The sequence below is a fragment of the Chloracidobacterium sp. genome (assembly GCA_016711345.1).
Classification (GTDB): Bacteria; Acidobacteriota; Blastocatellia; order Pyrinomonadales; family Pyrinomonadaceae; genus OLB17.
The window spans coordinates 1,270,282-1,283,914 of sequence record JADJTD010000001.1; the positions used below are offsets into that span (position 1 = coordinate 1,270,282).

Consider the following 13,633-nt stretch of genomic DNA (forward strand, 5'->3'; position numbering starts at 1 on the left):
TGTGTTTCGGGCGTTTGCCAGCTTGACTTTATTGCAAAACCGCTCATAATAAACTGGTCAATTCTGTAAACTTATTTCCGAAATTCGATAATGCCGAGCGATACCCGTTTCGTGCCTTTGACCGGAAAAACCCCGAAAACTTAAGGAAGAGGAGATTTTTGAATTATGTTGGACAAACAACTTTCTAATAAAAAGAATGTCACAATGCGGTTCATGCTTGCATTCGTGTTCGCCGTAATGACGGCGTTCGCGGTAAATGTGAGCGCCGCGACATTCGTGGTCAATGACGCAGGTGATGCGAATGACGCCACACCTGGCGATGGAGTATGTGCTACTGCAGGAGCAGTATGTTCACTCCGTGCGGCCATCACCGAAGCAAATGCCTTTGCTGGCGCGGATGTTATTACGCTTCCGGCTGGCACCTATACAACAACGACTGCTGGCACTTTTGAAGATGCTAATGCCAATGGCGATTATGACATTTCATCTTCAATTACTATCAACGGTGCCGGTTCCGGCACAACGATCATTCAGGCAAATGCCGCTGCTGCAACAGCAACGGAAAGAGTATTTCACATTGTAACTACTGCGGGTAATACCGTGGCTTTCAATGATGTAACGATCCGCAACGGAAATCAGACCGGAACGGCTAATGCCGGCGGTGGAATATTTATCTCGGTAGCGACCACGTTCAGCATGACCAATTCGGTGCTCACGGCTAACCGATTGGCTCCGAATTCCGGTGTCAATGCTTTTGGCGGCGGCTTGATCGCCATCGGCGCTACCATTACTCTTACTGGAACATCGATCACGAATAACAGTGCGGTTCATACAGGAGCTGCTGTCAACGGTTTCGCAGGCGGTATTTACCACCAGCATGGAACGATGACCCTCAACAATTGTGTTGTGAGCGGAAACACATCCAGCAGTTTCCACGCGGGTATTCGTTCGCTCGCATCCACAGCAGCTACCGTAACGACTATTAATAACTCAACAATTAGCAATAACATTGCTCAGGGTATTAATGGAGCGGCTGCCCCGGGCGAAGGCGGCGGAGTCATAACCTTTTCAGGTGGAGCGGGCTCTGCAACATTGAACATCAATTCCTCAACCATCAGCGGCAATGAAGCCCGAGTGTTAAATGCTCCGGGACTAAACACTGTTGCCGGCGGAATTGAGCAATTCAGCACTTCGACAGGAGCTGCTGTAACCAATATAACCAACTCGACAATAAGCGGAAACAGCGCCGATTTTGCAGGTGGAATTTATAGCGACGGAGCTGTTGCTTCTGTCAATTTAAATTTTTCAACTGTTTCAAATAACTCGGCACTCAATGCGACTGGTCCGGCTGGCGGCGGTCTTGTTCAGGACACAACCGTAGGCGGCGTAACCAATTTGAAAAACAGCATTGTTGCAAACAACACTGGAGTTGGCGGAGCCGACATTGTCGGTGTTATTACTTCTCAAGATTACAATCACGTCGAAAGCACCACAGGCGGCACATTCACGCCTGCCGCTAATGATGTTACTGGTAGCGATCCGGCCATCGGCAGTCTGGTAAATAACGGTGGCACCACGCTTACACACAGTCCTGTTGTGGGAAGTCCCGTCATCAATACGATCCCTTCGGGAACCAACGACTGCGGAACAGTTGTCACTGTCGATCAGCGTGGCACTGCACGTCCAGTTGGCGGTGCGTGCGAAAAAGGCTCTGTAGAAACAGCAGGAGCAACGCCTACGAATACCCCTGTATCATCACCGACTTTCACAAACACATCTACGCCTACAAATACGGCAACGCCGACTAACACGGCCACTGCGACCAATACGCCGACACCAACTCCGTGCGTACCCAATGTTTTGCACGATAATGGTCCATTGGTTACTAATCCGACGGGCGGCTCAGGCGGTGCTCCTTTGAGTGCACTGCAAACTGGACTTGGCCTGAACATACTTGGTTTTGCATCAACTGTGGCTGGTAACAATTCGCTTGTAGATGATTTCGTAGTCCCATCTGGCGGATGGACGATCAACTCTGTGACACTGTTTGGTTACCAGACAGGCTCCACGACAACAAGCACGTTCAACGATGCGAGAGTCCAGATATGGAGCGGAACCCCGGGCGGCGGCGGAACAGTCGTGTTCGGAGATCTGACAACGAACCGACTTTCATCTACATCCTGGACGGGTGCATACCGTGCCACCGACGCGGCTCCAACGGGTACAACGCGACCGATAATGCAGGTAGTGGCTAACATCGGCACAACGCTTCCGGCAGGAACATATTGGATCGAGTACATACTTGGCGGAACACTCGCTTCGGGTCCGTTCGTGCCACCGGTTTCGTACTTAGGCCTGGTTAATAAGCCGGGATCGAACGCACTGCAAGGAGCCCCTCCCGGAACGACGTTTGCAGCAATCATCGACTCGGGTACCGCCCTTGCTCCGCAGGATGTTCCATTCATTCTGAATGGGCCACTGGCTTGCGGTACGCCAACGGCAACTGCAACGGCCTCGCCTACGGCGACGAACACATCCACTCCTACTAACACGTCAACGCCTACGAATACGGCGACGAATACGCCGACACCTCCGGATACGGTGTGTGATGTAGTCGAGAACTTCGACGATATTACAAATCTGCCGGGTTGGGTACAGGACAACAACAGCGCTCCGGGCGGACTCACAGGTTGGTTCCAAGGTGCGTTAAATGTATTCCCTGCACAGGGACAGGCTACTCCTCCGTCACCGACTCCAACGCCCCCGGCGCCGGCTCCATATATTGGTGCTAACTTTAACAACACCACCGGAACGGCTACGATCAGCAACTGGTTGTTGACACCTCCTGTTCTTTTGCAAAATGGTGGCCAGCTGACCTTCTATACTCGAACTGTTGATGTAGTTCAGTTCCCGGATCGTCTGCAGGTCCGCATGAGCACAAACGGAACGAGCTCCAACGTTGGAACTTCACCCACTGATGTTGGCGACTTTACGACACTCTTGCTCGACATCAATCCAACCTACACGTTGGCAGGTTATCCGAATACCTGGACACAGTTCACTGTCAACATCAGTGGAATGGGAGCGCCGGCTAAGGGACGTCTCGCTTTCCGTTACTTTGTTGAAAACGGCGGTACGACGGGAGCTAACTCCGATTTCATTGGTATCGATACAGTCGAATATCACTGCGGAACAGCAACTCCGACAGCAACTGCAACCTTTACGCCAACACCTGGTGGATCATCGTCCGTCGCCGGAACGGTAACCTACGGAAACCCTGCATCGCCGACGACGAAGTTCATCTCGAACGCGACGGTGGCAAGCACGGTTGGTTCGCCGCTTGTTACGACGACGACAGCGGCACCGGGCGGAACAGCCGGACAGTATACGCTGACCGGATTCGGTGCGGGTAATTACACTGTCGGAGTGACGAAGACGACCGGACAGAACGGCGTCTCATCAGCCGATGCTGCTAGGATCGCACAGCACGTGGCTGGAACGAGCCTTATCGTGACTTCTCGCCAGAGGATCGCGGCAGACGTGACCAACAACGGAGCACTGTCATCGACCGACGCAGCACAGATCGCGAGATTTGTGTCGGGCCTCGGACCACCAACCGGCATCACCAACTCTTGGAGATTCTTCGTTCCGAGCGTAACAGAACCGACGTTCCCGGTCGGAGCATCACCGACGACGAGGAGCTACACGGATCCGATCGGTGTTCAGACCGGACAGGACTACATCGGTATCCTTGTGGGCGAGGTGACGGGTAACTGGGCAGCAGGTCCGCTTCGACCGGCAGCAGGTCCTGAAAGGAGCACGGCAATAGCAGCTCCGAGACTTGTGACACCGGCTGACAGCGAAGTGATCATACCTGTGGCTATCAACGGAGCGGTGAATAAGGGAATTATCTCTTATGAATTCGATCTCCGTTATGATCCGACAGTGATCCAGCCTCAGGCAGAGCCTGTTGACCTGGCAGGAACGGTTAGCCGCGGCTTAACAGCAGTGGCAAACCCGAACGAGCCTGGACTGCTTCGAGTGGTCATGTACGGAGCGTATCCGATCGACAGCAACGGATTGCTGCTCAATCTCAAGTTCACGGCAGTCGGAGCCCCTGGTTCCACCTCGCCGCTTACTTGGGAGAACGTGATGTTCAACGAAGGCGATCCGGGAACGCTTACAACGGACGGAACGGTTGAATTGTCAGCCTCGGCACCAAACCAGGCCGAGCTGACAGGCCGTGTGGTGAACACGATGGGACAGGGCATTGCAAATGCCCGCGTCACATTGACGGACACCACAACGGGAGCTGTCCGTTCTGCAATGTCGAATGGATTCGGAGCATATCGTTTCGGAGGGCTGACAGTCGGCCAGACGTACACGATCAGCGTCGATTCCAAGCACTCTGCATTCGCCCCGCTGACAGTCAGCATCACCGGCCAGTCAGTTAACACAGACATGATCGCCGCTCAGTAACGAGACAGCGATCAACTAAATCAAAGGGCGGGCTTCGGCTCGCCCTTTTTTATTTAAGAATTTGGTTTACCGATATTTGAGCAGCTTAGCCGGATCATTTGTTATCAATGCCCTGATGCCCAGATTTCGACTGCGGGCTACCCACTTTGGATCATCGGTCGTCCAGATCGTGACAGGTATCTGCAAAAAGGCGGTGAGCAACATAAATTTCTTTGTGATAAGTAAGTGATGCAGTGATATTTGATCGGCAGAAATCTCTCGGGCTATTGTTACAATTTGGTTTCGCCGCTGTAGTAGCCTCATTATGTTAGGTTCAAATAGTGCGGCAGTTTGCACGTTTGGTAATTGCTGTTTGATCTCAGGGATTACAGCCAATTTAAAACTTTTGAGAATTATCTGCGGCAGCAAAGGTGAGTCGTAGAGCACTTCGCAGACAGCCTTTACTAGTTCACGATAGTTCGTTTTGTTTGGCTTTAATTCGATATAGATCAGTCCTTGAAAATTTTCTAACAGCTCTAAAACTTGGAGCAAAGTCGGCACATGCTGCAGAGCAAAATCGGAAATAGCTCGTTCAGGATACTTCGAATTGAACCATGACCCAACATCGATCTTCCCCAATTCCATAGATGTCGATTCTGATACGTTGCCTAGCCGCGATCCTGTACGTTCAAGCGTAGGGTCGTGTATAACGACGGGAACCTTATCACAAGCCAATTGAACGTCGAACTCAACACCGTCAACCCCGGCATCCAGCGCCGCCTGAATTGCCGCAAGCGTATTTTCCGGAGCGCATGCACTTGCGCCGCGATGGCCGATGATAAGTGGCTGTGTGTTCATACATATCTTTCGTGACGTACCGAATTCATTCACAGTTCTAGAGCGGAACTGATCTGCTATGTCAATTTACTATTTTTTCTCCAAAAGAAAGATAGTTTTCGACCAAGCTATGGGCTCGGTAATTGGAAATTCGTAGTTGCCGACAATATTAAAATATTTCGCGGCGGCAGAACGAACATCTTCCAATTTGTGGATCTTAAAATTGTAGAACAGTTCGAGCATCGAACCGACCAGCGACTGCTTAACTGGAAGTAAAACAAGAGCGGATCCCGGCTTCAGCACACGAGCCGCCTCACGAAGCCCTTCATCAAGCGGTGTGTATTCGAGTACACCGCACATTAATACAAGATCGAATGTGGTGTCAGGAAAAGGCAGCCTAAGTATATTACCCTGCACTGCCTCTATCGTCATTGAATATTTTTGATGTTTGGAAAACTCCTCGCGCGAAATTCTCAATGAGTTCAATGAGAGATCCAATGCTATAGATCTTCGTGGATGAAAACCTGCATCTTGAAATGCCATGCTTACTATGCCCGTGCCGCTGCCGGCATCCAGAACAATTGAGTCTTCGTCGATCTTTAACTCGAGCGATCGGAGAAATTTGGCAACCGAGGCCCGATATCCATTGATCTTCATTGCCAGATTTTGCACATCGGCAATGCGGTCATACAGTTCCAGCGTCTTTTTTTTTTCCTGTTGAATGGGTTCTGGCATTACATCATTTTTCCGCAAGAAGTTTTAAGACCATTTCGCGAATTTGGGCGAGCCGCACTTGGCTGGTGCCTGATTCAGCGTAACGTATTACACCTTTTCGATCGATCAAAATAGTCGTCGGCAGCGCCGTTGCTCCGTAGAGCAGCTGACTGCTGGCATCCTTCGCAACGACAAAATCATATGGCAGTTTTTGAGTCTCACGAAAACGCTTGAGACTTTCTATCTCGCCAAGATTATCGGCCGCAACGCTGTTCACTCTGCCATAGTATTTTGTCACGCCAAGTATAACCAAGCCTTCCCGCGAATGATCCTGATGCCATTCCTTCAGCAATGGAAATGCTTCATAGCATGGCCCGCACCAGGTCGCCCAAAAATCAAGCAGAATAACCTTGCCCTTCATGTTAGCAAAAGATTTTTGTTCGCCTGGAAACCATTGATCGATCATCTGCAATTCCGGTGCAGGCTCGCCGAGTAATTTATAGTGTTTTTCACGCTTCTTCAGACGTGAAATAACATCGGTTCGCAAGGCCGCAGAGTCAAAGGCCTTTTCTGCTTTGATGACTGATGTCAGAAAATACTCCTGTGCTTGCGGCTTGCGTCCTGTTTCAATAAGATATTTGACCCGTTGATCAACGGAATAATAATAAAGGTCGGTGGAAGATGTTGCCGCCGCTACAACTCGAAGATCCTCGAGAGCAGTTTCTGCATTTTTTTGATTGCCGAGTTCGCGATAAGCCTCAAAAACAAGTAACCCCGCATCAAAGATCTCATCAAGAACGCGGTTTTTTAAAGACGGCTCATTCAGCATCAGTTTGGCTACTTTGAAATCCTCATCTGCGTGCGGAGCCATGCGGGCAAAATCCTTTTGGGCCTGATAGGCTTTGGCAAGTTCGCCCTCCATTTTTGCACGTTCCGCAAGTTTTTTTGGCTCTGATTTCAAATATTCTGCCAAGAGATGTTCGGCGTCGGCAAGCTTTTTTTGCTTAGCCAAAACAACTACGACTATCGAACGCGCAGTCTGACGGCGATCGGGAGATAATCCATCAAAAGCGATAAAATTACGAAGGTTATCAGCCGTGCCATCTAGATTCTCTGCTATCCAGTACAGCATTCCAAGATAATAAAAATCATCTCCTACTAGATCTTTACGCTGCGTTGCCATTGCAGCATATTTTGCGGAGAGCTGCCGCTGTTCGAGTTGTGATTGTTTTAGAACTCGCTCGTTAAAGACAATTTTTTTCGCGTCATACTCGATTGCTTTTGCCTTGAGGTATCCGTTTGCTTCATCAAACATTTGCTTGAGGGTTAACTCGCCAACCAAGGCAGGAGTGTCGAACCTATCAGGCGAGTTTGGGGGTACACGGCCCGATTGGGCCATCACCGCGACAGACGAAAATAGAATCAGGAATAATGAAATAACTCGTATCATTTATGAACCTATGCCAACACTACGCGGATAAAACCGATCTGCTCTGAACCTCGCAAAATAATGAGAATCTGTTCCGTTGACCAATTTATCCGCGGTTAACTTTGCTGTCAATGGAGCGAGCAAAATCCCATTGCGATAATGAGCCGTCGCAATGAAAAGGCCTTCGACACCACCGACGGAACCAAGCACAGGCAGACCATCCGCAGCAAAGGGACGCAGGCCGGCCCATTGATCGGCAATTTCCATATCGTCAATACTTGGGACAAGCTTACACGCCATTTTTCTTAGGGACACCGACGCTGTTTCCGTCACCGATTTATCAAAATTTACATTCTCCGTCGTGGAACCAGCCAACAGCCGCCCATCCAGTCGCGGCACCAAATAGCCAAACGAACTGCAAATAACATGCGTGATCAACGTATGCATCGAGCGAAACGCGATGATCTGACCGCGAACCGGTTCGACCTCTAACGGCATATCAACATCGCCCAATTTGATGAGCGATGTCCATGCTCCGGTTGCAGCCACAATAAGGTCAGCGGTTATCGTGCTTTCAGGCGTTTTTGCACCAACCACACGTCCATTTTCGACAACGAGTCTTTCTACTTGGGTATTTTCACGAATATCGACGCCGTTTATCTCCGCGTAGCGTTTTAGTGCCGAAGTTAATTTTCGATTCTCAATCTGCCAGTCGTTTTGAAAGAACAGGGCTTTTCGCACATCTTGCGATATAGAAGGTTCGCGGTGTCGAATTTCGTTCGCAGAAATAACCTCGATTGCGAGGCCGGTATTTTCTTGCCATTCAAAACGCCTATTAATCTCAGAAACATCTTTGTCGTTGAATGCCAAATAAAGTGTCCCGGTACGATCAAGTTCTACATTAATACCGGTCTCCTCTAACAATTCGTCGGCAAACGCCGGATAGAAATCACGGGAAGTGCAGCACAGATCAAAAAATGCTCCAGGCTCGTCAGCCTCGACCTGCGGGCTGAGCATTCCGGCTGCGGCCCACGAAGCTTCCTGGCCGCAAGCCTTTTTTTCAAGCAAAGTGATCCGTCTGACGCCTTGTTTGTGCAGTTCTCTGGCAATGCTCAAGCCGATCACGCCGCCACCGATTATTAGTACTTCTGGATGCATTTCAAAAGCCAATTTGTCCTTTATTCACAGGCCGTTGTAAATTTAATTATAGGATATTATTTATGAAACATACCATTACACTTATTCCCGGCGACGGCATCGGCCCTGAGATCGTCGCGGCAACCGTTCGAGTGATCGAGGCCACCGGCGTCGATATCGAATGGGAAACGCAGATCCTCGGTGCGCAGGCACTGGAAAAATATGGCGACACGCTGCCAGACGCGTCGATCGAAGCGATGCGGCGGAATAAAGTCTCGCTCAAAGGGCCGATCATGACGCCTATCGGCAAAGGATTTACGTCGGTCAACGTCGGCCTGCGGAGGGCTCTTGACCTGTTTGCGAATGTCCGCCCGATCAAGGCCTTACCAAATATCAAATGCCGTTACCCTGAACTGGATCTGATCATAGTCCGCGAAAATACCGAAGGCCTTTACTCGGGGCTTGAACATACGGTCGTTCCCGGCGTGGTTGAAAGCCTCAAGATAATCACTGAAAAAGCCTCGACACGTATTGCCAAATACGCCTTTGAATATGCCCGCGACAACGGCCGCAAAAAGGTCACGGCCGTCCACAAAGCGAACATTATGAAGCTGTCGGACGGCCTTTTCCTTGAGTGCTTTTACAATGTCGCAAAGGACTTTCCCGACATCGAAGCAGACGACAAAATCATCGACAACTGCTGTATGCAGCTTGTGATGAAGCCCGAGCAATTTGACATTATGGTCATGGAAAATCTCTATGGCGACATTGTCTCGGATCTTTGTGCAGGTCTCATCGGCGGACTCGGTCTTGCTCCCGGAGCAAATATTGGCGAATTGGGGGCGGTCTTTGAGGCGGTTCACGGTTCTGCACCGGACATCGCGGGTCAGGGGATTGCCAATCCGACCGCGCTGATGCTTTCGGCAATTCAAATGTTGCGTTATCTCGGCGAAAGAGATGCGGCGGAGCGTTTTGAAACAGCCTTGTTTGCGGTATTCGAGGAAGGCAGATCCATCACCAAAGACCTCGGCGGCAACGCAAAAACCAACGAATTTGCGCGAGCCATCGAAGAAAAAATAAAGGCCGGAGCATCTGCCTCGGCCAAATGATCATTTTGAATCCTGCCTTTAGGCGACCTCATCCCAAACAGAGTGTCGCCCGAAGGCAGGCCTCAAAACAGATACTTACCAGACTTTAACTCTCGCCTCAGGAGCGAGGTACAGCTTCTTTCCGGGCTGTACGTTAAATGCCTTGTACCACGAATCCATATTACGAACTGTAGCTGCTCGATATTCGTCCGGCGCGTGTCCGTCATTCGTGACTATGAATTTCATTGTTTCCGGTCGCATCTTACCACGATGAGCTTGGCCATACGCGATAAAGAAACGCTGGTCTCCGGTCAGGCCGTCAACGGTTGGAGCTTCTTTACCGCCATATGCCGCGCGGTAACCATCATAAGCTGCGGCAAGGCCCGCAAGATCCGCTATATTCTCGTCGAGTGTTAATTTGCCGTTGACACGCAATCCCGGGAGCGGTTCGTAGGTGTCAAACTGGGCTGTCAGCATTCGCGCCGCGTTCTGAAAATGCTCAAGGTCCTGTGGTGTCCACCAATTCTGATATTTTCCTTCAGCATCGAACAGAGATCCTGTCGCGTCGAAACTGTGGCTGATCTCGTGACCGATCACAGAACCGATGCTTCCATAATTGGCGACCGGATCGGCGTTCATATCAAAGAACGGCGGATTGAGGATCGCTGCAGGGAAACTTAAGGCATTTTGCAACGGATAATTTACAGCGTTGACCACTTGTGCTGCCATCCACCATTCGCCTTTATCGACGGGTTTGCCGAGCTTTGACAGGTGGTGTTTGTAGTTGAACATGCTTACACGCTGAGAGTTGCCAAGTGCATCATTAGGAATGATCTTTAGCCCCTCATAACTGCGCCATTTGTCGGGATAACCTACACCTACATAGATGGTATCGACCTTTGCCTTAGCCTTTGCGCGTGTTTCGGGTGACATCCATTCGATCTTGTCGATCCGTTGCCGGAAAGCGGCGATGATATTTTTTACAAGAGTTTGAATTTCAGTCTTCGCTTTTGCAGGAAAGTATTTTTCCGTGTACATCTTACCGACAGCATCGCTAAGTGCTCCGCTCGTAACGCTGATCGCTCTCATGTTGCGCGGCCTTTGCTGACGCAGGCCTGCGAGTTGTTTTCCGTTGAAGTTAAAACTTTCGTCAGCGAAAGCTTTCGGCAATAGGCCTGACGAGCGTTCGAGAATGCGAAATGTAAGATACTCTTTCCACACATCAATGCCTTGGCCCGCTACGAGGCTTGACGTACCTTTGATCGCATTTGGATGCCAAACCATTACCATCGGCTGCGATGAGAGGCCAGCCGATTTAAAATACGACTTCCAATCCAATCCCGGAGCGGCCTTGGCAAAATCCGACATCTTCCACGGATTGTTTGACTTGGCTACGTTGGCTGATTCCTCACGCGTGGCGTGTGTCTGGGCGATCTTATTTTCAAGATCGTAAATGCGCGCAGCTTTTGCTTCCGGCTCGCTGATATTTGCAAGACGGAGAACATTGGCTATGTGCGTTCGATATTTTTCCTGCGTATCTTTACTTTCTTCGTCAGTGCCAAGATAAACCTCGCGGTCCGGCAGGCCGAGTCCGCCTTGCAGCAAATACGGCACATTCATCTTCGGATTATTAAAATCTGCTGAAACCCAAAGGCCAAAAATGCGGTCCGTGTAATAATTGGTCGCATTCAGCGGATCAACATCAGCTCGAAGCTGTGATCCCAGCATGCTCGAAAGCTGTGCTTTATTCTTGATCGAAGCTATCGCAGACAAGTCAGTTTTGATCGGTTCGAGGCCGCGAGACTCTATCGTTGCCTCATCCATAAAAGCAGTGTAATAATCACCAACCATTTTGCCTTCGGGCGTATTTGATTTGCCTGCTTCGGTTATCAATTCGGCATTTCGCTTGTTCACTTCGTTTGCGATACCCTGAAAAATGCCCAGCGAAGTTCGATCAGCCGGAATTTCCGTTGCCTTATACCAGCCGCCGTTAGTGAAGCCAAAAAAATCGTCGCCCGGATCGACCGACCGATCCATTCCGGCGATGTCCAGCCCGATCGACTGAGCTTGAACAGGAACAACCCAAGTAATAAAACTGGCCAGTAACAGTAGAACAACTATCTTTTGCTTGTGAATTCTATGCATAATATCTCCTGGAGTAACTTTGTACTGCAATTATACGGGAAAGGGCCATTTCGGTTTCTTTAAATGAAATGTCCAGTTTTTATTTTCATTGCAACTCCACTGTCGCAGTCTCGTTCTAATGTTGTGGCCGGCACCCGCCGCAAACAAAAGAGGTTATTATGAAAACAGCGTTTCTAACATTGATAGCGATCCTAGCATTAGCCACAATTGGCATGGCCCAGAAAACCGAAACACTCACATTAAAACGCGGACAGCAAAAGAGAGCCGCAAATGGCGAGATCATTCTGAAATTTGTCTCGGTTCTCGAAGATTCGCGCTGTCCGACCGACGTAAATTGCGTTTGGGCCGGTAATGCCAAGATCGAAGTGATTATCTCAGACAAGAACGGCGGCTCGAAAAAGTCTGTAATGAATACGACCACCGGAGGCCCGCTGGGCGATCAGCATAACGGCTGGGCAATCTACCTTACATCACTTACGCCGCTGCCCAAAAGCAACAAGACGACAAAACCGAAAAGCTACGTCGCAACCTTTAACATCACCCGATTATTCAGGTAAATCAATGCGATAGCCATTGCCTTGACGAATATCAAAATCCGTTACATAGTAAGAATGTTCTATTATTTTGAAGGAGATACTACTATGAAACGGATTTTTTTCGTTGCGGCATTTATTTTGGCCGTAAGTGCTGTCGCTTTTGCACAGCAAAAGAATGCCAAACTCGAAGCCACACTGATCGAGATGGATAAGGCATGGACCGCCGCTGAACTAAAGGGCGATATGAAAGCCATCAGCACATATGTCGCCGATGATTACCAAGGAACGACCCCTGACGGAAAAACGCAAACTAAGGCCCAATATCTCGCCGAGATCAAGGCGACAAAAGATACTGATGTAGCCGATGAATATGCGGTCAGATTTTTTGGCGATGTTGCCATCATGACACATCGCGGCACTGTGAAAGGAGAAAAGCCGGTTCAGTACCGCAGCACGCACGTCTGGGTAAATCGCGGAGGCAAATGGATGATCGTCTCTCATCACAGCAGCGAGATCGCCGCAGACGCTGCAAAACCCGCTCCAAAAGAAATGGCCGCACCTACCGAAAAAAGGAAGCCGAGAATCGCACCCTTGAGCACCAGTTCTCCAGCAACAGACGAAGCAAAGCCAGACAAGTAATAATTGCGGAATAAGACTTAATCAACAGAGCGGCTTTGGCCGCTCTTTTTTATTCCCCCCGTCCCACTGTCCCACCCGTTTTTTCACGCCAATCATCGTTCCGCCGTTCCGCTCCGTTCCACATTGAGGTGGAACGGCGTAAACCTTGTGATTGAACGACTTAAGTCCTGTAAAATGACTGCATTCCACGATTTTTGAAAAAAAGTAAGCTATGTATTACAAAAAACGTAACTGCGGCGTATATTGAGGTTACGGAAACACCTTGCGGCGAATCGCGGCAACCTTCGCTGGAACGATATGTACAACTCAAGACTTCCAGACTTAAGACTCCAGACTAACCAATTAGCTTGTCAAAGATCAACGGATCGCTGCAATTACAACGATCCCGCATCAAGCTAACACAAAGCCGCAGAAATTGAAATACCAACTTTCTCGATATGACGTGGTTTTCTCAATATGACGTAACTTTCCGAAGTGTTTCACAAAAACCAGTCGCTATTGCTCCCGGTTCTGACAAGACGTCACTTTTTAGAGTTTTTTCACACGAAACACATGAAAACCGCTAAACAAAGGCTATTATATGAAAAAGGCTGTAGTTGAGATCCAAGCCTGCGTTGCGATGCCGCAACAGAAAGCTTATTTTCGAGAAT

Annotated in this window: 9 protein-coding genes; 4 read left to right on the top strand and 5 right to left on the bottom strand. The window is 49.5% G+C overall.

The genetic code is table 11. The annotated features are described in order from the left end of the window. The first annotated feature begins 165 nt into the window (after window positions 1-165). The gene (locus tag IPL32_05215) at window positions 166-4,479 is read left to right on the top strand and encodes a choice-of-anchor J domain-containing protein (protein MBK8465211.1); all 4,314 of its coding nucleotides are present in this window, start codon (window positions 166-168) and stop codon (window positions 4,477-4,479) included. Between the two features lie 66 nt (window positions 4,480-4,545). On the opposite strand, the gene IPL32_05220 is transcribed toward IPL32_05215, so the two are convergent. The 4 genes from IPL32_05220 to thiO form a co-directional block, all read right to left on the bottom strand. Continuing rightward, window positions 4,546-5,316, bottom strand: coding sequence for a hypothetical protein (locus IPL32_05220; GenBank protein ID MBK8465212.1), 771 nt, complete (start codon window positions 5,314-5,316; stop codon window positions 4,546-4,548). 69 nt (window positions 5,317-5,385) lie between these two features. Further along, a complete protein-coding gene (locus IPL32_05225) occupies window positions 5,386-6,030 on the bottom strand; it encodes a class I SAM-dependent methyltransferase (GenBank protein ID MBK8465213.1) in 645 nt (214 codons plus the stop codon). Between the two features lie 4 nt (window positions 6,031-6,034). Continuing rightward, a complete protein-coding gene (locus tag IPL32_05230; GenBank protein ID MBK8465214.1) occupies window positions 6,035-7,459 on the bottom strand; it encodes a TlpA family protein disulfide reductase in 1,425 nt (474 codons plus the stop codon). Continuing rightward, entirely contained in the window at window positions 7,460-8,596 is a 1,137-nt protein-coding gene (gene thiO / locus IPL32_05235; GenBank protein ID MBK8465215.1) for a glycine oxidase ThiO, read from the bottom strand. Window positions 8,597-8,658: 62 nt separating this feature from the next. On the opposite strand from thiO, the gene IPL32_05240 reads away from it, so the two are divergent. Then, on the top strand, window positions 8,659-9,684 hold the full coding sequence (locus IPL32_05240) for an isocitrate dehydrogenase (NAD(+)) (GenBank protein MBK8465216.1): 1,026 nt from the start codon (window positions 8,659-8,661) through the stop codon (window positions 9,682-9,684). Between the two features lie 75 nt (window positions 9,685-9,759). Here IPL32_05240 and IPL32_05245 read toward each other — a convergent pair whose 3' ends face one another. After that, window positions 9,760-11,808 (bottom strand): M13 family metallopeptidase, encoded by a 2,049-nt coding sequence (locus IPL32_05245; protein ID MBK8465217.1) that lies wholly within the window; start codon window positions 11,806-11,808, stop codon window positions 9,760-9,762. Between the two features lie 158 nt (window positions 11,809-11,966). Here IPL32_05245 and IPL32_05250 point away from each other — a divergent pair, with 158 nt between their 5' ends. After that, window positions 11,967-12,365: a hypothetical protein gene (locus IPL32_05250; GenBank protein ID MBK8465218.1), complete on the top strand. Its 399-nt coding sequence runs from the start codon at window positions 11,967-11,969 to the stop codon at window positions 12,363-12,365. 84 nt (window positions 12,366-12,449) lie between these two features. Next, entirely contained in the window at window positions 12,450-12,983 is a 534-nt protein-coding gene (locus IPL32_05255; GenBank protein MBK8465219.1) for a nuclear transport factor 2 family protein, read from the top strand. The last annotated feature ends 650 nt before the right edge of the window (window positions 12,984-13,633 follow it).

Excerpts from the sequence above, each read along its gene's own strand:
- IPL32_05240 (MBK8465216.1), top strand. The coding sequence starts at position 8,659 with ATGAAACATACCATTACACTTATTCCCGGCGACGGCATCGGCCCTGAG.
- IPL32_05220 (MBK8465212.1), bottom strand. The coding sequence starts at position 5,316 with ATGAACACACAGCCACTTATCATCGGCCATCGCGGCGCAAGTGCATGC.
- IPL32_05250 (MBK8465218.1), top strand. The coding sequence starts at position 11,967 with ATGAAAACAGCGTTTCTAACATTGATAGCGATCCTAGCATTAGCCACA.
- thiO (MBK8465215.1), bottom strand. The coding sequence starts at position 8,596 with ATGCATCCAGAAGTACTAATAATCGGTGGCGGCGTGATCGGCTTGAGC.
- IPL32_05225 (MBK8465213.1), bottom strand. The coding sequence starts at position 6,030 with ATGCCAGAACCCATTCAACAGGAAAAAAAAAAGACGCTGGAACTGTAT.
- IPL32_05255 (MBK8465219.1), top strand. The coding sequence starts at position 12,450 with ATGAAACGGATTTTTTTCGTTGCGGCATTTATTTTGGCCGTAAGTGCT.
- IPL32_05215 (MBK8465211.1), top strand. The coding sequence starts at position 166 with ATGTTGGACAAACAACTTTCTAATAAAAAGAATGTCACAATGCGGTTC.
- IPL32_05230 (MBK8465214.1), bottom strand. The coding sequence starts at position 7,459 with ATGATACGAGTTATTTCATTATTCCTGATTCTATTTTCGTCTGTCGCG.
- IPL32_05245 (MBK8465217.1), bottom strand. The coding sequence starts at position 11,808 with ATGCATAGAATTCACAAGCAAAAGATAGTTGTTCTACTGTTACTGGCC.